Source organism: Pseudomonas sp. 2848, assembly GCF_003253945.1.
Lineage (GTDB): Bacteria > Pseudomonadota > Gammaproteobacteria > Pseudomonadales > Pseudomonadaceae > Aquipseudomonas.
On record NZ_QKZD01000001.1, the window covers coordinates 608643 to 627197 of the forward strand.

18 protein-coding genes and 1 tRNA gene are annotated in these 18555 nt (G+C 63.2%); 15 read left to right on the plus strand and 4 right to left on the minus strand.

Features of this window, described 5'->3' with window-relative positions; all coding sequences use genetic code 11:
- Nucleotides 1-169: 169 nt before the first annotated feature.
- From dapA to DFS21_RS02880, 5 genes are all read left to right on the plus strand, one after another.
- Nucleotides 170-1057 carry a 4-hydroxy-tetrahydrodipicolinate synthase gene (gene dapA, locus DFS21_RS02860; RefSeq protein WP_111531774.1) on the plus strand — a complete coding sequence of 296 codons (888 nt, stop codon included), beginning with the start codon at nucleotides 170-172 and terminating at the stop codon, nucleotides 1055-1057.
- A gap of 17 nt (nucleotides 1058-1074) precedes the next feature.
- Nucleotides 1075-2190 (plus strand): outer membrane protein assembly factor BamC, encoded by a 1116-nt coding sequence (gene bamC / locus DFS21_RS02865; RefSeq protein ID WP_111531775.1) that lies wholly within the window; start codon nucleotides 1075-1077, stop codon nucleotides 2188-2190.
- The gene (locus tag DFS21_RS02870) at nucleotides 2191-2949 is read left to right on the plus strand and encodes an MBL fold metallo-hydrolase (RefSeq protein ID WP_046856745.1); all 759 of its coding nucleotides are present in this window, start codon (nucleotides 2191-2193) and stop codon (nucleotides 2947-2949) included.
- Nucleotides 2950-2978: 29 nt separating this feature from the next.
- Nucleotides 2979-3689 carry a phosphoribosylaminoimidazolesuccinocarboxamide synthase gene (gene purC, locus DFS21_RS02875; RefSeq protein WP_016392503.1) on the plus strand — a complete coding sequence of 237 codons (711 nt, stop codon included), beginning with the start codon at nucleotides 2979-2981 and terminating at the stop codon, nucleotides 3687-3689.
- Between the two features lie 91 nt (nucleotides 3690-3780).
- Nucleotides 3781-3870 (plus strand) — tRNA-Ser (locus tag DFS21_RS02880).
- Between the two features lie 101 nt (nucleotides 3871-3971).
- Here the strand turns inward: DFS21_RS02880 and DFS21_RS02885 are convergent.
- Nucleotides 3972-4325, minus strand: coding sequence for a hypothetical protein (locus tag DFS21_RS02885; protein ID WP_256591221.1), 354 nt, complete (start codon nucleotides 4323-4325; stop codon nucleotides 3972-3974).
- 440 nt (nucleotides 4326-4765) lie between these two features.
- Here DFS21_RS02885 and DFS21_RS02890 point away from each other — a divergent pair, with 440 nt between their 5' ends.
- Both DFS21_RS02890 and DFS21_RS02895 read left to right on the plus strand, forming a co-directional pair.
- Nucleotides 4766-5245, plus strand: a complete 480-nt coding sequence (locus DFS21_RS02890) for a hypothetical protein (protein WP_028692998.1) — start codon at nucleotides 4766-4768, stop codon at nucleotides 5243-5245.
- Nucleotides 5246-5256: 11 nt separating this feature from the next.
- Nucleotides 5257-5499, plus strand: coding sequence for a hypothetical protein (locus tag DFS21_RS02895; RefSeq protein ID WP_110697896.1), 243 nt, complete (start codon nucleotides 5257-5259; stop codon nucleotides 5497-5499).
- A gap of 67 nt (nucleotides 5500-5566) precedes the next feature.
- Here the strand turns inward: DFS21_RS02895 and DFS21_RS02900 are convergent, their stop codons facing one another.
- Together DFS21_RS02900 and DFS21_RS02905 are read right to left on the minus strand one after the other, a co-directional pair.
- Nucleotides 5567-5857 (minus strand): DUF3077 domain-containing protein, encoded by a 291-nt coding sequence (locus DFS21_RS02900; RefSeq protein ID WP_110697898.1) that lies wholly within the window; start codon nucleotides 5855-5857, stop codon nucleotides 5567-5569.
- A 26-nt stretch (nucleotides 5858-5883) separates the two neighbouring features.
- The gene (locus DFS21_RS02905) at nucleotides 5884-6120 is read right to left on the minus strand and encodes a hypothetical protein (RefSeq protein WP_102681693.1); all 237 of its coding nucleotides are present in this window, start codon (nucleotides 6118-6120) and stop codon (nucleotides 5884-5886) included.
- Between the two features lie 491 nt (nucleotides 6121-6611).
- Between DFS21_RS02905 and DFS21_RS02910 the strand changes: the two genes are divergently transcribed.
- From DFS21_RS02910 to mqo, 7 genes are all read left to right on the plus strand, one after another.
- Nucleotides 6612-6803: a DUF4223 family protein gene (locus tag DFS21_RS02910; RefSeq protein ID WP_023630554.1), complete on the plus strand. Its 192-nt coding sequence runs from the start codon at nucleotides 6612-6614 to the stop codon at nucleotides 6801-6803.
- A gap of 373 nt (nucleotides 6804-7176) precedes the next feature.
- A complete protein-coding gene (locus DFS21_RS02915; RefSeq protein WP_110697900.1) occupies nucleotides 7177-8994 on the plus strand; it encodes a hypothetical protein in 1818 nt (605 codons plus the stop codon).
- Between the two features lie 12 nt (nucleotides 8995-9006).
- Nucleotides 9007-11427: an SAM-dependent methyltransferase gene (locus DFS21_RS02920; protein WP_111531777.1), complete on the plus strand. Its 2421-nt coding sequence runs from the start codon at nucleotides 9007-9009 to the stop codon at nucleotides 11425-11427.
- The gene (locus DFS21_RS02925; RefSeq protein WP_102681696.1) at nucleotides 11424-12167 is read left to right on the plus strand and encodes a streptomycin biosynthesis enzyme StrG; all 744 of its coding nucleotides are present in this window, start codon (nucleotides 11424-11426) and stop codon (nucleotides 12165-12167) included. Before DFS21_RS02920 ends, DFS21_RS02925 begins: the two co-directional genes overlap by 4 nt.
- A complete protein-coding gene (locus DFS21_RS02930) occupies nucleotides 12164-13330 on the plus strand; it encodes a hypothetical protein (protein ID WP_111531778.1) in 1167 nt (388 codons plus the stop codon). The genes DFS21_RS02925 and DFS21_RS02930 overlap by 4 nt, the downstream gene beginning before the upstream one ends.
- Nucleotides 13331-13364: 34 nt before the next feature.
- Nucleotides 13365-15053 (plus strand): hypothetical protein, encoded by a 1689-nt coding sequence (locus DFS21_RS02935; RefSeq protein WP_102681698.1) that lies wholly within the window; start codon nucleotides 13365-13367, stop codon nucleotides 15051-15053.
- 253 nt (nucleotides 15054-15306) lie between these two features.
- Nucleotides 15307-16944 carry a malate dehydrogenase (quinone) gene (gene mqo / locus DFS21_RS02940; protein WP_102681699.1) on the plus strand — a complete coding sequence of 546 codons (1638 nt, stop codon included), beginning with the start codon at nucleotides 15307-15309 and terminating at the stop codon, nucleotides 16942-16944.
- Nucleotides 16945-17065: 121 nt separating this feature from the next.
- On the opposite strand, the gene DFS21_RS02945 is transcribed toward mqo, so the two are convergent.
- Nucleotides 17066-17401: a helix-turn-helix transcriptional regulator gene (locus DFS21_RS02945; RefSeq protein ID WP_046856709.1), complete on the minus strand. Its 336-nt coding sequence runs from the start codon at nucleotides 17399-17401 to the stop codon at nucleotides 17066-17068.
- A gap of 51 nt (nucleotides 17402-17452) precedes the next feature.
- On the opposite strand from DFS21_RS02945, the gene DFS21_RS02950 reads away from it, so the two are divergent.
- Nucleotides 17453-18544 (plus strand): NADH:flavin oxidoreductase/NADH oxidase, encoded by a 1092-nt coding sequence (locus DFS21_RS02950; protein WP_110697909.1) that lies wholly within the window; start codon nucleotides 17453-17455, stop codon nucleotides 18542-18544.
- Nucleotides 18545-18555: the final 11 nt, after the last annotated feature.

The window sequence follows — 18555 nt, forward strand, 5'->3', positions numbered from 1 at the left end:
GCAGGCGAGGAGCACTGTCGACGGCCCGACGGGCCGCGCTGTATCGATCAAAGGATCAAGGGTAGCGAAAAGCGGCGCGAAGGGGAATGCTCCGCCCGCCTGCTTCGCTTGTGCAAGGCCGATGGCGCCAGTACCATTACCGCTCTCTTTTTCCGGCAGGAGCAATTACATGATTGCGGGCAGTATGGTGGCGTTGGTCACACCCATGGATGCACAAGGGCGTCTGGACTGGGACAGCCTCGACAAACTTGTAGACTTCCACCTGGAAAACGGCACCCACGCGATCGTAGCTGTCGGCACCACCGGCGAGTCCGCCACCCTGGACGTCGAAGAGCACATCCTGGTCATCAAGCACGTGGTCGAGCGCGTCAAGCACAGCAAGAAGCGGATCCCGGTAATTGCCGGTACCGGTGCCAACTCCACTGCCGAAGCCGTGCACCTGACCCAGAACGCCAAGAATGCCGGCGCCGATGCCTGCCTGCTCGTCGTGCCTTACTACAACAAGCCGACCCAGGAAGGCCTGTACCAGCACTTCAAGCACATCGCCGAAGCCGTCGACATCCCGCAGATCCTGTACAACGTACCCGGCCGCACCTCCTGCGACATGCAGGCCGACACCGTGATCCGCCTGTCGAAGGTCAAGAACATCATCGGCATCAAGGAAGCCACCGGCGACCTGGTCCGTGCCAAGCAGATCCTGGACGGCGTCGACAAGGACTTCATCGTCCTGTCCGGCGACGATCCGACCGCCGTCGAACTGATCCTGATGGGCGGCAAGGGCAACATCTCCGTCACCGCCAACGTCGCTCCGCGCGAAATGGCCGACCTGTGCGAGGCCGCCCTTGAGGGCAATGCCGAGAAGGCCCGCGCAATCAACGAAAAACTCATGCCGCTGCACAAAGACCTGTTCTGCGAAGCCAACCCGATCCCGGTGAAATGGGCGCTGGTTGAAATGGGCCTGATGCAACAAGGTATCCGCCTGCCGCTGACCTGGCTGAGCGAAGGCTGTCACGAAAAAGTCCGTACTGCCTTGCGCCAGTCCGGCGTACAGGTTTAATCGAGGAAGTACACCGCATGAAGCGACTGGCTGGTCTTTCCGCTCTCGCCCTGATCATTTCCAGCACCAGTGGGTGCGGTTGGCTGTGGGGCGAGGATGGCTATTTCCGCGACCGTGGCAGCGACTACCTGCAGGCGCAGCCTACCGCGCCGATGCAGCTGCCGCCGGACGCCAGCAACGTCAAGCGCCTGGATCCGCTGCTGCCGATCCCGCGCAACGTGGCCGACGATCGTGCCACTGGCGAGTTCGAGGTACCCCGTCCACAGCCGCTGTCGGCCACCGCCGACATCAGCGATTTCAGCCTGCAGCGCAGCGGCAACAGCCGTTGGGTGCTGGCCCAGCGCTCGCCCGCCGAAGTCTGGCCGGTGACCCGCCAGTTCTTCGAGGACAACGGTTTCCGCATCGCTGAAGAGCGCCCGCAGACCGGTGAATTCAACACCACCTGGCAGCGCTTCGACGAGCTGTCGGCTTCCCTCGGCCAGCGCCTGGCCAGCACCTCCAGCAGCGCGGACAGCGAAGTCCGCGTGCGGGTGCGCATGGAGCCCGGCGTGCAGCGCAACACCTCCGAGGTGTATGTGGTCAGCGTCGAGCGCCCGGCCGGCAGCAGCGCCGAGCCTGACTTCCCGTCCGCCTCCAGCAACACCGGCACCGACGCCCTGCTGGTCGACGAAATGCTCGCCAGCATGAACCGCAGCGCCGAGAAGGGCGGGTCGGTCTCGCTGCTGGCCGCGCGCGACTTCGATGCCCCGAGCCAGGTCAGCCTGAGCGAGGACGGCAGCGGCAACCCGGTGCTGTTCCTGGGTTCGGACCTGGACCGCGCCTGGTCCGGCGTCGGCCGCGCCCTGGAGCAGGGCGAGTGGCGCGTCGAGGACATCAACCGCAGCCTGGGCCTGTACTACATCAACCTGTCCGAGAAGCCCGATGACAAGCAGAAGGAGCCCGGCTTCTTCAGCCGCCTGTTCGGCAGCGAGCCGAGCAAGGAAGAGCGTGAAGCCCGCGCCGAGCGCTATCAGGTACGCCTGAGCAAGGTGGGTGAAAACGTCCAGGTGACCGTCGAGAAGAACATCAACACCGTGGCCCCGGCCGATGTGGCCCGCCGCGTGCTGAGCGCCATCCAGGACCACCTGGGCTAAGTGCGCTTCGCGGTTCTTGGAAGCGGCAGCCAGGGAAACGGCACGCTCATCGCCAGTGGTGACACGGTCATCCTGGTCGATTGCGGCTTTTCCCTGCGCGAGACCGAGCGGCGCCTGGCGCTGCTCGGGGTGTCGGCCACGCAGTTGAGCGCGGTGCTGGTGACCCATGAACATGCCGACCACGTGCATGGCGTGGGGTTGCTGTCACGGCGCTACAATGTACCGGTCTACCTCAGCCAGGGCACCTTGCGCGGCATGCGCAAGCCGGTGGAGGTGGCCGGTTTTCTCGGTTGCGGCGATGTCGTGCAGATCGGCGATCTGCAGGTCAGCGCGGCACGGGTCGAGCATGATGCCTACGAGCCGTTGCAGTACGTGATCAGCGACGGTCGCCGCCGCTTCGGCATGCTCACCGACCTGGGCAGCTACGACGCGCAGTTGTTGGAACGCTATCAGGGGCTCGATGCCCTGCTGATCGAAGCCAACCATTGCCGCGACCTGCTGGCTCGTGGGCATTACCCGCGCTTTCTCAAGCTGCGGGTCGGCGGCAGCCAGGGACATTTGAACAACCACCAGGCCGCGAGCCTGGTGGCCGAGTTGGGCTGGCAAAACCTGCAGCACCTGGTGCTGGCCCACCTCAGCAGCAAGAACAACCTGCCACATCTGGCCCGCCAGTGCTTCGTCGACGCCCTCGGGTGCGACCCGGACTGGCTCCAGGTGGCGAATCAGGATCAAGGGCTCGACTGGCGCCAAATCGCCTAGCCCACCTACTCAAGCAAGCGGAGCCCATCATGGAAAAACGCGACGAACTCTACCGCGGCAAGGCCAAATCGGTTTACCAGACCGACGACGCCGACCGCTTGATCCTGCTGTTCCGTAACGACACCTCGGCGTTCGACGGCAAGCGCATCGAACAACTCGACCGCAAGGGCATGGTGAACAACAAGTTCAACGCCTTCATCATGCAGAAACTCGAAGAAGCCGGCGTGCCGACGCAGTTCGACAAGCTGCTGGGCGACAACGAGTGCCTGGTGAAGAAGCTCGACATGATCCCGGTCGAATGTGTGGTGCGCAACTACGCCGCCGGTAGCCTGGTCAAGCGCCTGGGCGTGGAGGAGGGCATCAAGCTGGAGCCGTCCACCTTCGAGTTGTTCCTGAAGAACGACGAGAAGGGCGACCCCTTCATCAACGAATCCCATGTTGTCGCTTTCGGCTGGGGCACCGCCGAGCAACTGGTGGAGATGAAGAAGCTGTCGTTGAAGGTCAACGAAGTGCTGAGCAAGCTGTTCGACGACGCAGGCCTGCTGCTGGTCGACTTCAAGCTGGAGTTCGGCGTGTTCCACGGCCAGATCGTCCTGGGCGACGAATTCAGCCCGGACGGCTGCCGCCTGTGGGACAAAGAGACCCGCAAGAAGATGGACAAGGACCGCTTCCGCCAGGGCCTGGGCGACGTGATCGAAGCCTACGAAGAAGTTGCCAAGCGCCTGGGCGTGCCGCTGTAAGCGGCGCGTTAACGCAAGCGCCTGATACCACGCGAATTTTTTTCAAAAAAGGTTTGCCAGAAACGAAATCGCTGGTATGATGCGCGCCATTGGAGAGATGCCGGAGTGGTCGAACGGGACGGATTCGAAATCCGTTGTACTGGCAACAGTACCTAGGGTTCAAATCCCTATCTCTCCGCCATACGCGAAGTAGCCGAAGCCCCCGAAAACGTTGAGTTTTTGGGGGCTTCGTCGTTTAAGGGGCGTATTAGGCAGTTTTAGAGCAGATGGAGCGGTATGTCTTTACTCGTCGGTAGCGATGTGTACTGAGCCGGGGACCTCTATCGCGAGTGGCGACAGGGGCGCGATGGCGATGTCGCCTTTACCTGTCTGATAGACCGTCACACTCAGTGCCGCCACCGTTACACCCAGCGCAACAGCGGTTAGCATGGCGCTCCAGATGTTCAACTTCAGGCTGCCCAATCGATCGATGTCGCGCCGGACACCCGCGATCGATTCGTCCAAGCGCTTGTCGCGTTCGCTCTGGGCAACGAGAAAACCGTCGATTTTCGACGCAATGGCTTCTACCCGAGCGTCCATCTTGATCTCGATAGTCTCGAGCTTGGCGTTGAGTTCGTCACGGGGCACGTCATTCATGGTTACGGTACCAATCTTCTCTGATGGCGAGTCATGTCTACCCAGGCTCATGCCTACTGCATAAAGTCGATGAAAACAGTTGGCCCAGGGCTCCTGCAGCCGACTGTCTGGCATATCGTTTTGAGACATCCACGCCCTCCGCTTTCGAATGGCACGTGAAACACCACGCTCTACTCGTCTATGGTCTTCGATGCTTTTGGCATCGCCCATACGGCTTGCGGGGCATCTGCAATGTTTTGATAGTGCTGTCGATAAGGCAGCGATCAGTAGAGCCTAGAGCGGTACTTGGTCAACGGCAATGCTTAGGCTGGTCTGGATGCCCGATTCGGAAATGGACTACTCGCGGCAGGGCGATGGGCTGGCATAGCTAAATGCCACCGTTTGCGTACCTGCCGCACCTTGTAGAGAATCGCACCCTTTGCCTCGAAAGGATGCGTGCAATGAAGTTCGAAGGGACTTTCCAATACATGGGCAATCACGGGATCGTCTTCAACGTCTCGCAGATCACCCTGACCGACAGCGAGCGCGGGCGTTTGCGCGAGCTGCATTTCGGCGAAGCTAAAAGCGCCCATTACGAGGTCAACAGCAAGGTTGTCGAGACGTACGACAGGATGCTGGCCAAAGGGCTGCCGTGCGTGATGAAGATCGGCATCTCCAAGCCGCTGACCCGGCAGCAGGGTGACACCCTCAACGCCCAGCGCACCAAGGTCGCCAACCTTGCCGCCTCGGCGTTTGCTGCGGCCGCCAGCTCTGTTGCATCGCCGTATGTTGGCGTGCCAGTGGGCGCTGGGGTGCGTGCCTATGCCAATGACGTCCTGCCCACCTACCATGCGGGCGATGTGCTGGTCAGCATCGAGGCGCAGGTCAATGGCGGCATCGGTCCGCAGCACTCCACTTCGACCCTGATCATCAAGACCTGATGGAGGCGCCTGTGTCCGAAATTACCTATGCGGTCATCGCCCTGGTGCTTTATGGCCTGCTGGATCGGTTCCTCAGGCCCTACCCGCTGCGCAAGTGGCTGGGGGTGGCGCTGGTGGTGGTTGGTTTCGCCGGTTGCATCATTGTTAGCCAAGCCCGTTCGTTCGGGTTGGACCTGGGATTGCTGTCGGTCCTTGCCACCGGGTTGGGCGTGGGCCTGTTCGTGAGGCGACGGCGATTCGAGCAGGTTGGTTGATGCAATAAAGGCCTGTATCGATTTCTTTGCTGAAAGCCCCGTAGTTCGCGCTACGGGGCTTTTTGCATCAAACAGCGGGGCTGTTGGTTACTGCGTGGGAGACATCTTGCGACAGTGCTTTGGCCATGCCGGTGAGATAGTGGGCGGCGGCTAACAAAGTAGGTGCGTTCTTCAGATCCTGAGTCAGCGCGATATCACTCAGGGTGTAGGCGCAGGTTATCAAGTGCGTGGATTGTTCCAGGGCATAGTCCATTGGGTGGCCCGCAACGACTTGGAACAGTGGAGTTTCGTTATCAATTTCACCGCTTTCGCCAAAGCTGCCGATGCCGGTGGTGGTGATGCGTTTGTCTTGAGTCATGCCGGTTCTCCTTTCTCAGGGCGCGATCAATGCCTTGCCTGTACGCGGCTCAGGGCCATTTCTACCAAGCTGCGTGCGCTGTCGATTTCGTGCACGGCGGTCAGGGCCATGACCTGGCCCGGCGGCTTGGTGTGGATCATGGCGGCGTGCTGGGCGGCGGTGAAGGCGCAGACGAGATACTCGGCGATCTGGACGAGCAGATCCTCGAGGGTATGAGGGGAGTCGGATGCTTGTAGCGGAGGGTCGGGGACAATTTTTATCATGGTAGTAACCTGAGCTATTTGGGGCGTCCACCACAAGCTGTCAAACCAATGGAGGCAGCTGTACGTAGGTTGACAGACCGAGGCTCAGGTTCCCGGCGCACACGAATGTGCCCCACGCACAACTGCCATGAAGCAGCCATTGCGTTCTGAGCTACGGCCTGTCAAAGCCGGTCGTTGAGTTGGCAACGACGGGTCGAGACTAGGTCGCAGATCGAGCAGCTGCAATGGTCTGAATGGGGAAAAAGTGTGCTTGGGAAATGGATTACAGGGAATCAGGAAAGTCTGATGAAAACCTGTAGGAAGCTGAAAGGAATTACCCGCCTGTAACGTTTTAGCAAGTAGTTCAACACGCTTAGTTACCGTGCCAACAACTTGTTAGTTGACCCCCGTCAACGAGTGCACCTGTACTAATGCCTTTCATTCTCACCGGCATTTCCCGTATGATCCGCGCGCCATCCGTTTGATGGTGGATCATGGACTAAAGGATTTTTATGAAAAAGCTGATCAAAGCTACTGTCGCTGTTGCTGTCGTTTCGGGCGTTGCCCTGCTGTCCGGCTGCACCGGCCAGGTCTACAACCAGCCTAAGAACTGCTCGTACGACTACCTGTTCCACCCATCGGTTTCCATCTCCAAGATCATCGGCGGCTGCGGCCCGATCGATAAACTGCCTCAGCAGCAGTAATCCTGGAAATACCCTGATCGGGTTGTTCACAGCCTGATCCAAGACCCCCGACCATGGATGTGGCCGGGGGTTTTTATTTCTCGGGGCCGCCTTTTCTGGCAGTTCCACCCTGGGCACGCATTGGCAATTGAACGCTGCTGGCATATCGCCAACTGTTCCATTGCCATTCCCGGTCGCTCGCTATAGTGCATGACACCCTGACTGACAGCCTCAGGACGAGTCTGGATCCCCGACCATGGACGGCATACGGCCCGCATTTCACTGCGTGTGCCGTCTGCACGCCTGCGCGCTCGCGCTCCTTTCTTCTTCCTTGGCCCGTCGAGTCTCAACCCGGCGCCCTGGCGCTGTTCGAAGGCAAGGGAGATGCATCGAGATGGCCACCTACCCCGTCCAGATCACCAACAACACCAACCTGGCGCTGGACATCTACACCACCCTCAACAAGAACCCCGCGACCGATCCGCCTTCCACCAATCCGGCGGACTATACCGCCGTGTACACCCTGCAAGGCTCGCTGGGCGCCAACCAGAGCACCACCTTGCCCCTCACAGAGAGCCTGGCGCGGCTGGTGATCGTGCGCCAGAGCGACCAGTTTCCCTTGCTGGTGCAGGTGGCCAACGCCCTGTTGCCGGACTCGGAACAGGTGCGGGTCGGCAACCAGGATGTGACCACGGCCAACTCCGGTTGGGCGTTCTACCAGTCGTTCATCAGCCAGCCCTTCACTCCCACCGCCCTGGAATTCTGCGAACTGGTCAGCGATACCCCGGCCAACGCCCTCAACGACAAGGCCGCCTCTTTCTTCGCCGCCAATGGCTACCCTGGGGTGAGTTTCGCGCTGTTCTCGGCCCTGGGTTACTGGGCCAACAACCAGCTGTACGCCTATCCGGGCACCTACTACTGCTACGAGCCCCCCAGCGGCAACTCCATGGGCTTCATCCTGCCCACCACCCAGGTGGGCACGTTGACCATCGCCGACGGCAAGGCCAACTACAGCCCCAGCACGGGCGGCGGCAGTGCGCTGCAGTTCCAGTACGGCCAACTGACAAGCCCGGGTGCCGACGACAAGCACGGCTTCAACACCACCGGGTTCATCCGCGACCTGACCTGGGAAGGCAAGCCCGATGTGATTACCTGGGCCTTTGTCGGTACCTGTGACGGCCAGCAGTTCATCGCCCAGTCCTATCAAAACCCGCAGTTGCCCTGGTACGCAGTCGCCTACGACATGGCCTATGGCGCGTTGTTCACCGTGCAGCTGGCGATGACCCTCGACGCCGCGATCAACCTGCTGGGCACCGTGGCCAACGGCATGCAGTGGCTGGCGCAGAATACCGGCAAGCTGATCAGCCGCATCCAGGACAGCCTCAACAGCACCGGTGACACCGCCGGCGCCGGGAGTGGCGTGGGCGACGCAGCCGATCCGGTCAACGTCGACGTGGACATCGACGTGGATATAGACGTCGATGTGGACGTGGATATCGACATCGACATCGATGTGGACGTCGACGTGGATATCGACATCGATATCGACGTCGATTTCATCGCGGTGGTGGATGTCGATGTAGATGTGGACATCGACGTGGACATCGATGTGGTGACCGACACCGAGACGGACATCGACATCGATGTCGACGTGGATATCGACACCGATGTGAACGTCGAGCCCGGCGCACTGATGAAGGTGGTCAATGGCGTCGGCAACTGGATCATGACCAAGGCCTTGCCGACCTTGATCGAAGGGGCGGTGATCTACGTCGCCTTCCAGAGCGTGGGCGCGATCTTCCAGGCCTGGAAGAACCAGGACGAGAAGGACATCGAGAACCTGCAACCGCGTCAGAGCACCGGGGTGGGCGTGCTGGTCAACTACATGCTGCAGGACGACAAGCCAGTGGCGGCTCGCTGGCAGACCTTCAGCCAGTATGTGGCCGAAGTGCAGGGCGATCCGAAGACCGTCGGGGTGACGATTTCCACGTTGCTGCAGACGGGCAACACCAAGGCCGACAACGACGCGGCCAACTGGCGCTGGTCCAGTGACGACGAGAACCAGGTGGTGGCCAGCATGGCGCCCTACACCGGCGATCAAGCCTACAAGGCCTTCGTGATACTCGGCAACGCCACCTACCAGGGCAAGCCGCTGCCGGTGAAGGTGGGGGCGAGTGTTGCGATGAAGTACCTGGCCGCGCAAGGCGCCTGAGGAGCGAACCGCATGAGCATGACGACCCGCAACAACCACGAACAGGTGCAAGCCACCCTTTACCCGAGCGCCGAGGACCACCGCCGCCGCTGGCGGCGGCTGGCCCAGGCCATCGCGGCCAGGGCCGCGGACATCAGCGACGATCCGGCCCTGCTGGTCGCGCCGCAGCGCCCCGGCACCCTTGAGATCCTCGGCTCGGGCATCGAGGCCTCGGACTTCAGCCGCAGCGACGAGGCGCGGATCCTCGCCGCCGACCATGTGTTCTATTGCGTTGCCGACCCGGCCACCAAGATCTGGATCCTCTCGCAGCGTCCGGACGCTTTTGACCTGTACGTGCTCTACGACGACAGCAAACCGCGTTACCTGACCTACATGCAGATGACCGAGGCCATGCTGCATCACGTGCGCAACGGCGAGCATGTAGTGGCGATCTTCTATGGCCACCCCGGCGTATTCGTGCTGTCGACCCATCGCGCCGTGACCATCGCCCGCCGTGAAGGGCACCACGCCAGCATGCGTGCGGCAGTCAGCGCCCTCGACACCCTGTGTGCCGACCTGGGCGTGGACCCCAGCCAACCCGGCATGCAGATGTACGAAGCCACCGACATGCTGATCCGTCGCCGCCAGCCGGACCCGGGGCTGCACCTGGTGCTCTGGCAGGTCGGCCTGATCGGCGAGCTGGGCTACCGACGCCAGGGGTACCTGAACAGCAACTTCGCCGTGCTGCTCGACTACCTGGAGGCGCTCTACGGCCCGGAGCACCCGGTGATCAACTATGTCGGTTCGCGCTACCCGGGGATCGATCCGCTGATCGACCGGCAAACCCTGGCCAGCCTGCGCGATCCGCTGGCGCAATCGTGGGTGACCGGGATCTCCACCTTCTACCTGCCGCCGCGCACCGCAGGGCAGTCGGATCCGCAGATGCTCGAGCGGCTGGGGCTGATCCGCCCCGGCCAACCGGTGCGTGCCGCCAGTGATCCATTGCGGGTGATCGACCGCTACGACAAGCGTGAACGTCGTGCCTTCAGCGATTTCGCCCGCTTCGATGTGCCGGCCAGTTACCAGTGGCAGGCCGACACCGGTGCCGGACGTTTCATTCTTGCCTTGTCCGACGATGCCGAGTTGCGCCGGCAGTACCGCGACGACCCCCAGGCCGCGGTGCAGGCCTGGGGCGGGCTGGATGCCCGCGAACGGCATCTGCTGGGGCAACGCGACCCGGGCGCGGTGCAACTGGCAGCCAAGGGTGCCGATGCCCAGCGTCATCCCGGCAATCGTGAGGGGGTCGAGCACCTGCTGACCTATACCTCGGCCAGCAGCGCCTTGCACCGGGCGCTCAGCGCCGCCGCGCCGGGCGAACTGCGTGCTGTCGCCGCGGCTTGGTCGCGCAAGGCTGGCCTGAGCATCGACTGGCCGGGCATGAATGCCGAGCTCAATGCGCTGCTGCAGTCGAGCCTGGCGCCCTGGAGCGGCTTCTACCTCGACAGCAGTCGACGCATGAGCCTCTCGTTGTTCAGCCGCATGAAGAACGCCGGCCTGCGTGTCGACCTCGATGGCCAACCGCTGGTGGGCGTGCGCTATCAGTCGGGCGTGCTGACCTGGAGCGCCGAGGCCGGCAATGGCAGTTCCGGTTATCTGCAATCCGATCTCTCGGTGCAGGGCGGGCGCAGCTGGATCGGGCTGGTGTGGCCCGCTGGGGAACAGGCTGGGAGCGGCTACAAGGTGGCTTTGCGCGGGCAATCGCTGGCGCGTCCGGCATGCCTGGCGGTAGGGGATTATCGGGTCGCAGGGGAGGCGCTGCGCATCGTGCCCTCGGCCTCGGCGAGCCAAGGGGTTGATGTGTTGCGCGAGGGCCTGGCGTTGCCCGGCGAAGTACTGTTCAACGGGCGTGACACACGCATCGGTGAGCGACGCCTGGCACTGTCGACACGTCGTTTCGAGGACCTGGCGCAGTGGGCCCAGGGGGCTTACCGCCTGCGCCTGGTGCATGGTCGCCTGGCCGAGTTGCTGGCGTTGCGCCTGGGGCCCAACGGGCTGGAGATCGCTGGCAAGCCGGTAACCGCCGAATTTCGCGAGGGACGCATCCAGTGGCAGGGTGGCCCGCCGGCCGTGGAGTCCGGCCAGTTGGACGTGACCCTCGATCCGATCACGCTCAAGCCGCTGTTGCATGGCCAGGGCCGCAGCGCCGCGGGCAGCAAGGTGCAACTGCGCGGCATGGCCCTGATCGAGCCGCTGTGGATAGGCCAACTGCTCGAGCGGCCACGGTTGGGCTTGCCCGAGTGGGCCTGGCAGCACCTGGTGGCGGTGATGGTGGCGGCCAGCGACAAGGGCGGGATCTTCCTCTGGCATGGCTATGACCGTGCGCGCGGCAACCTGCGCCTGTTGCGCGAGGCGCTGGCGCGGTTGCGCCAGGATGAAACGGAGGATGCCGGATGAACATGCGCGTGCAGCCGTTGCTGGCCGGGGTGGATCGTGCCTGGCTGATGGCCGAGGCCGGTGCCCGGCCCCGGCGCAACCGTCTGGTTCTCGAATACGACACCCGGCGCTTTCCCTTCGCCGCGGCACTGACGCGGGACGTGTACAAGGTGCAGCGCCTGGACCGGCTGCACCTGTATCTGCGCCAGCACTACCTCGAACGTGGCCGCCCTGCGCGGCTGCGCCCAAGGGACAACCTGCTGCTCAGCGACATGATGGAGCGTCAGCCTGCCACGGCCGATTTCTGGACCCTCTACCACGCCTTCATGCTCCAGGTGCTGGCGCCGTTGGTGGGGCGTGGCATTTCCTATACCAGCCACCCGAAGCTGCGCGTGCACCTGGCCGGCACGCCCAGCGTGAGTTCGTTCCACCACGATATCTGCGTTACCGAGCGCATCGACCAGGTCAACTTCTGGATGCCGTTCACCGATGTCGAGGCTGGCGCCGCCCTGTGGCTGGAAAGCGACTATGGCAGTGCCGACTACAGCCCGGTCAGCCTGCGCTACGGCCAGGTGTTGATCTTCGATGGCGGCTACCTGGGGCATGGCTCGATGCGCAACGACAGCGAGCGTACCCGGGTCAGCCTGGACATGCGCTTCTCCTACAAGAAAGCCACCACCCGTGCCGAAGGGGTCGCCTTGCTCGACCACCTGGCCGGGATCCTCGCGCCTGACAGTGTCAGTGAAGGAGTACCGACATGAACAATCAAGCCTTGCAGAGCCTGCTCGATGGCCTGGTCGACCCCGGCTACGCCATCCGGCCGCCCAGGGCGGTGTCGCTGGTGCACTACGGCCCGGACGGGGTGAACGTCGCCACCCGGGGGAGGGCCGAGTACCACGCCCAGACCGATGGTGGCCTGGAGGTGCGCTACCGCTCGGTGGACGCCGGGGGCGCGCCGCATGCCGACAGCCACCTGCTGATCGATGCCCAGGGGCGGGCGCGCTCCTCGATCACTCGCCTGCTCGATGACCAGGGCCAGGTGCGGCGCTCGGTGTTCGGCCAGTACGACGCCTTGCACCTCACTGCCGCCGGCACGCCGTCCCACGGCCTGGCCACGCTGTCGGCGAACGATGCCCAGGGGCATCTCGTCCATCAGGCGCAGATGGCCTACGACGAGGAGTGCTATGCCAGCTACAGCACCCGCCAGTTCGATGCCGATGGCCGTCTGCTGGGGCGCACCTGCGTGTCCTATGGGCAGGCGCAGATGGCCGGAACCCGGCTGACAGGAGGCATGCTCGCGGTAAACCATACCGATGGCCGCGGCACGCGGACCTACAGCGCCAGGTCCTACCTGGGGGCCACCGGCGTGCCTTACCAGGTGATCGGTACGCGCTATATAGAAGGCGGCAATGCCGTGCTGGAGCACATCAACTCCGACTACGGCGGCGTGCTGTTCGACGCCCGCCGCCAGGTCCATGGCGGCGAACTGGTGGTACGCACCTTTGCCGCCTGCGGCAAACCCCGTAGCGCCACGGCCCTGCGCTATCGCCAGGGGCAACTGGTGGGCCGGCAGCGGCTGGACCTGGAAGGCGTCATGAAGGTGGTCGGGCCTGCGCCGTTGCTCTGCTCCTTCGCCCCCTGGGCGCCCAACCGCGCCGCCGATCGCAGCAGTGTGCAACGGCGCCAGGACGGCAGCCTGTTGCAGCGGCGCGAAGACTGGTTCACCCAGCCGGGCAGCAGCGGAACGCCTCGCCGGACGCTGGTGACCCTGTATGCCCGCGACGGCCAGCGGGTGATCCGTGTGACCGACGTGGACTATGCCGGGGCGCAGTTCGACAGCCGTGGCCTGCCGGTCGGCGGCAGCATCCTGTCCACCCATTACCAGGCCGGGGTGCGCAGCACCACGGCTTGCATTGCGTATTGATGTGTCATTCACCGCAACCAGCAAGGAGAGCAACGTGAACACTGCCAATACCGCCAAACTGAGCACCGCCACGCAAATCAACGAGACCGTCAAGCTGAGCAACCAGTCCGGTGTCGATGTCGTGGTGCTCGACGCCCATGCCGCCAGCGGCACCAGCGAACAGGGCTACCTGCAGGACCTCAAGTTCCTGTCGATGGCCAGCGGCAACGTGCTAAAAAACGGTGCCAGCACCACGGCCACGCTGCATGACACCTATGTCAACAGCCAGCACCAGACCGCCGTATCGCATCTCTACAACTTGCTGGTGTCCAGGACCGACTCGCTGTTTCCGGTGATGACCGTGGGCGAGCAGCTCGACTTCAATACCGAGACCTACCCCGACATCAATATCACCGCAGCGGCGGCGAAGAACATGCAGACCGCCCTGACGTTCTGCCAGAACATCATGACCTCGCCTTCGTCGCAGATGTCGGCCAACTTCCAGTCGGCCATGAAGGATGCCTTCAGCAGCGGTTCGGTTGCCGATGGCAATGCCAAGATGGCGGCGTTCTTCAACCAGTACCCGACGTTCGCTGGCCTGGACTTCCCCAGCTATGTCGCGGTCAGCACCTGGATGCGCGGCTTCGCCTATCTGTGGGGAATGAACGACCAGGGCAAGCCGGGCGCGACCTTCTACGTGTACTCGGCGGCCACCGGGCAGAATGCCAAGGGCGCGACTTCCGAGGGCACCATCACCTTCACCCGCAAGGCCAACGCGCCGTCGCCGGCCGACCCCAGCGACCGCCAGAGCGCCTATACCATCACCCTCACGTCCCAGGGCAGCAGCAAGACGCTGCAGTTCTCCAATGGCCAGCTGATCGACAGCAGCGGTGGCGCCATCACCCTGAACTGCACCTTCGGCTACAAGGGCACTTTCACCGGCAAGGATTCGGACACCACGGCCCTGACCCTGCTGGCCGGCACCATGCTGGGCAAGTCGGTGATCGCCATCCCACTGGCGCCGGAGTCGGGCTGGGACAAGTTCTGGTCGAGCCTGACTTTCGGCACCGTGTTCAAATACTTCATGGAGGCCATGGGGCTGTGGATGGCTCTGGACTTCCTCAAGCAGAAACTGACCGCCAAGAACGACAAGCTGGCCGAGGACAAGGCCAACGAGAACGACGGCAAGGACCCCACCTCCGAGCAGGTACAGGACGCGCAGAACGACGGGCAGCAGGTCGGCGACCAGGCCCGTGCCGACAACCAGGCGCAGCTCGACAATGCCTCGGGCGACGTGCAGGCCGAGGTACCGAGCGAGGCGGATTTCTCCTCCTCGGTGTCCGAGGTGCGCGCCAGCGGCAGTTCGGCGTACAAGTCGGTGGCCAGCGACAATACTGGCGGGGCGATCGACAGTGCCGCCGAACAGGTGAGCGACCTGGCCCAGATCGAGGTGACTGATCAGCTGGAAGAGGCTAACGACAATCTGCTCGAGGCCAAGGGGCAGCTCGAGGCCGGCGATATCTCGGGGGCCAACACCAACGTCACCACGGTCAACGAGCAGTTGCCGCAGATCGTCGAGGATATGGGCAACGCGGTGAATGAAGAACTCGCGGAGCAGGTCAAGGAGGCTGTGGAGGTACAGGCGGAAGCGACCGAGCTGTCGGAGGAGGTCAACGATACCGCCGAGGAAACCGAGGGCGGCACCGAGGAACCGTTCGAGGACGGTGTGTTCCCGGAAGTCTGAGGTAGCTCCGGGAAGCGCGGCCCACCCTGATGCGAAGTGCCGCATTGACAGGGTGGGCCGCGTTTGTTTGTGCTGGCAATTCGGTTACAATCCGTCAATCGTTTCAGCCTTGTCGGTCAATCCGACCAAAGGCTGGCGCGTCCAATGTCTCTCTGGCTGCTGAACAATGATCACAACAAGCCTGCGCTGAAGAACATGGAATACCTGGGCCAGCCACAGGCCCACCCTCCGTTCTACTGACTGGAATCGATCAATGTTCAAGAAAGCTGGCAAGACCTTGCTGGGTCTGGCTGTCGCGGCGAGCTTCATGCAAGCGCACGCTGCCGACACCAAGAAAGTCGACGTGCTGCTGGTTGGCGGCGGCATCATGAGCTCCACCCTGGCTGTCTGGCTCAACGAGTTGGAGCCAAGCTGGTCGATGGAGATGGTCGAGCGCCTGGACGGCGTCGCCGAAGAAAGCTCCAACGGCTGGAACAACGCCGGTACCGGCCACTCCGCGCTGGCCGAGCTGAACTACACCCCGGAAGACAAAGACGGCAACGTCAACATCACCAAGGCCATCGAGATCAACGAGTCGTTCCAGATCTCCCGCCAGTTCTGGGCCTGGCAGGTACGCCAGGGCGTGCTGAAGAACCCGCACTCGTTCATCAACACCACCCCGCACATGAGCTTCGTCTGGGGCGATGACAACATCAAGTTCCTGAAGAAGCGCTACGACGCCCTGCAGGCCAGCCCGCTGTTCCGCCCGATGCAGTACTCCGAGGACCACGCGCAGATCGCCAAGTGGGTCCCGCTGATGATGGAAGGCCGTGACCCGAACCAGAAGCTGGCGGTCACCTGGACCCCGATCGGCACCGACGTCAACTTCGGCGAGATCACCCGCCAGTTCGTTGGCAGCCTGCAGACCAAAGAGAACTTCGATCTCAAGCTGTCCACCGAAGTGCAGGACATCACCCGCAACGAAGACGGCTCCTGGCACGTCGAGTACAAGAACCTGAAGGACGGTACCGAATCGGCCACCGACGCCAAGTTCCTGTTCATCGGTGCCGGCGGCGGCGCGCTGAAGCTGCTGCAGAAGTCGGGCATCCCGGAAGCCAAGGAATACGCAGGCTTCCCGGTAGGTGGCTCGTTCCTGGTGACCGAGAACCCGACCGTTGCCATGCAGCACATGGCCAAGGCCTACGGCATCGCCTCGACCGGCGCGCCACCCATGTCGGTACCGCACCTGGACACCCGCGTGCTGGACGGCAAGCGCGTGATCCTGTTCGGGCCATTCGCCACCTTCTCGACCAAGTTCCTGAAGAACGGCTCGTACCTGGACCTGCTGAGCAGCGCCACCACCCACAACGTCTGGCCGATGGCTCGCGTGGGTATCGACCAGTACCCGTTGGTGGAATACCTCGCCGGCCAGCTGATGCAGTCGGACGACGACCGTTTCGCTGCCCTGCAGACCTACTTCCCGAACGCCAAGAAGGAAGACTGGAAGCTGTGGCAGGCCGGTCAGCGCGTGCAGATCATCAAGCGTGACGAAGAGAAGGGCGGCGTGCTGAAGCTGGGCACCGAGGTCGTGGCTTCCCAGGACCGCACCATCGCCGGCCTGCTGGGCGCCTCGCCAGGTGCCTCGACCGCCGCGCCGATCATGCTCAACGTGCTCGAAACCGTGTTCAAGGAGAAGGTCGCCACCCCTGAGTGGCAGGCCAAGATCAAGGAAATCGTGCCGAGCTACGGTACCAAGCTGAACGACTCGGCCGCTGCCACCCAGAAAGAGTGGGACTACACCGCCGAAGTGCTGCAGCTGGAGAAGCCGCCGGTGCTCGATCAGAGCGTCAAGACCACTGCCGCCCCAGGCGCACCGGTCGAGAGCAAGCCTGCGAACGACATGGCGCTGTAAGGCCCATGCTTGCCGGGCTTGCCCGGCAACACCAACCACGAGGATCGCCCCTGGCGGCCTCGTGGTTTTTTTGTGCCTGGACTATCGATGGAAACGGCTCCCGTCGGTGGCAGGCTGGGGTTCAACGCTGCTCGAGAATGCTGCCCAGCAACCCTGGAAAACGGCTTTCGAGCTCATCGCTGCGCAACGAGTTCATGTGCGTGGTACCGACATTGCGGGTGTACACCAGCCCCGAGTCACGCAGTACACGGAAGTGATGGGACATGCTCGACTTGGGCCGGCCGCCGTCCAGCTCGCCGCAGCTGGCTTCGGCGACACCCGCCAGGCGGCGCACGATATCCATGCGCACAGGGTCGCTCAGCGCGTAGAGCAGGCGCTCCAGCGTCAGGTCTTCGGGATTGGGGTGGGTATAGGCTCGCATGGTCGACATGATAACGGGGGTTTCACAAATTGCCATAGTTCGAATATGATCGAACAATCGTATCCAACCCCGTCCTGGAGTTACCTCATGGCCGCCTTGTTCGAACCCTACACCCTCAAAGACGTCACCCTGCGCAACCGCATCGCCATTCCGCCGATGTGCCAGTACATGGCCGAGGATGGCCTGATCAATGACTGGCACCAGGTGCATTACGCGGGCCTGGCCCGTGGTGGCGCCGGCCTGGTGGTGGTCGAGGCCACCGCGGTGTCCCCGGAAGGGCGCATCACCCCCGGCTGCGCCGGGATCTGGAACGACGTCCAGGCCCAGGCGTTCGTGCCGGTGGTCAAGGCGATCAAGGCCGCCGGTTCCGTGCCGGGCATCCAGATCGCCCACGCCGGGCGCAAGGCCAGCGCCAACCGCCCCTGGGAAGGTGACGACCACATCGCCGCCGACGATGCCCGTGGCTGGGACACCATCGCCCCATCCGCCATCGCCTTCGGCGCCCACCTGCCGAAAGTGCCGAAGGCCATGACCCTGGACGATATCGCCCGGGTCAAGCAGGACTTCGTCGATGCCGCACGCCGCGCCCGCGATGCCGGCTTCGAATGGATCGAACTGCACTTTGCCCACGGCTATCTGGGCCAGAGCTTCTTCTCCGAGCATTCCAACCAGCGCACCGATGCCTACGGCGGCAGCTTCGACAACCGCACGCGCTTCCTTTTGGAAACCCTGGCCGCCGTGCGTGAGGTGTGGCCGGAGAACCTGCCGCTGACCGCCCGCTTTGGCGTGCTGGAGTATGACGGCCGTGACGAGCAGACCCTGCAGGAATCCATCGAACTGGCGCGCCGGTTCAAGGCCGGTGGCCTGGACCTGCTGAGCGTCAGCGTTGGCTTCACCATTCCTGAGACCAACATCCCATGGGGGCCGGCGTTCATGGGCCCGATCGCCGAACGTGTGCGTCGCGAGGCCAAGCTGCCGGTGACCTCGGCCTGGGGCTTCGGTACCCCGGAGCTGGCCGAAGGCGCGTTGCAGGCCAACCAGCTGGACCTGGTGTCGGTGGGGCGTGCGCACCTGGCTGACCCGCACTGGCCATATGCCGCTGCCAAGGCCCTGGGCGTGGACAAGGCATCGTGGACCTTGCCAGCACCTTATGCGCACTGGCTCGAGCGTTATCGCTGAGTGAAGCTGGG